General features: G+C 46.2%; 2 protein-coding genes. One reads left to right on the top strand and one right to left on the bottom strand.

Annotated elements, in window-relative coordinates:
- Positions 1-287 precede the first annotated feature (287 nt).
- Positions 288-536, bottom strand: a complete 249-nt coding sequence (locus IAG03_RS14045; protein WP_249320742.1) for a hypothetical protein — start codon at positions 534-536, stop codon at positions 288-290.
- 164 nt (positions 537-700) lie between these two features.
- On the opposite strand from IAG03_RS14045, the gene IAG03_RS14040 reads away from it, so the two are divergent.
- Positions 701-1,104: hypothetical protein (locus IAG03_RS14040; protein WP_249320741.1), on the top strand; the 404-nt coding region annotated here is incomplete at its 3' end.

Below are 1,104 nucleotides of genomic sequence, written 5' to 3'. Positions count from 1 at the left end.
AGGGCCAAAGCCGCCTTGCGACAGCATAGCCGGAAACGGCAGGTGCGAACGCTCTAAGAAGTAGGCGGTGTGCCCAATCCGCAGCCAAGCTCCTAAGTCCCGCAAAAGCGGGATACAAATGTCGCGCGGACGGGGCCGCGCGGGAGAAGGTTCAACGACTTTACGGGGCTTCCGGCGTGCGGCGCCGGTAAGAGAAAGTCTGATCTGCACTTAATGGTGCAGGCGCCGCGGTCGAGTGTCAAGACACTCTTGGAAGTACCGCGGACTTTGGCATATCAGTTGGTTAATTAAAAACGATAGCCACATTTATGACACGCAAAGGAGTGGTGGACATAGGGGCTTCCGCCTGCAGGATTCTTAATTAGATAATAAGAACCACAGACAGGACATTTGGGCAATCCGACATTTTCCCCCTCTTTTTCTTCTTTGTGCAAAAAATCATCATAATCAATTAATGGTATATTGCATTTAGGGCAGATACTAACCTTTTTTTCAAAGATTCCATGGCACTTTTCGCAAACATTCATCACAATCATTTGACAATACCTCCTAATCTATTTTTTATGATAAGCCAAACCAGTTCGTCACCCCACATAACACAACTGGTTTAACATTTTTGGATAAAGCTCCAATACAATTAACAGAATTTAGCAAGCCATATTTACGTGGATTCGAAGTCAGCAATGAAGCAGACATTGATATGCTTCAAAAATTCAGCTCTGCAGTAAAGCACGGAGAAGACCCTCTTAAATCCATGAGAATAGAATTGGATGGTGCCAGCAACGCTGCCAAAACACTTGCCTTAAGATACGGAGATAATGTTGGCAATCTTACCAATCTTAGTTCCAAGCTTGTCGGCGCAAAGCTAAAAACGGTTGCCATGACCGCAGCGCAATATGCACTCAATGCAGCCATGTCGATGGGGCTTTCCGTTATCGTTGAGCTTGTCGTCAGCGGGCTGACCATGCTGATCGACAATCTGATCCATGCGGATGAAAAGCTGCTCGAAAGCAAGGTTTCCAAAGGAATCCACATGGAAGAAGAAATCAAGGAGGTCGTTAACGGACTCGAAAAAATTTCCGACGGAGGAAAAAAAGCTTCCAC

The organism is Yeguia hominis, from assembly GCF_014384705.1.
Lineage (GTDB): Bacteria > Bacillota > Clostridia > Oscillospirales > Acutalibacteraceae > Yeguia > Yeguia hominis.
The sequence above is the reverse complement of the archived record's forward strand: the minus strand, read 5'-3'. Positions and strand labels throughout refer to the sequence as shown.

Coding starts and splice junctions, on each gene's coding strand:
- IAG03_RS14045 (WP_249320742.1), bottom strand. CDS start 536: ATGATTGTGATGAATGTTTGCGAAAAGTGCCATGGAATCTTTGAAAAA.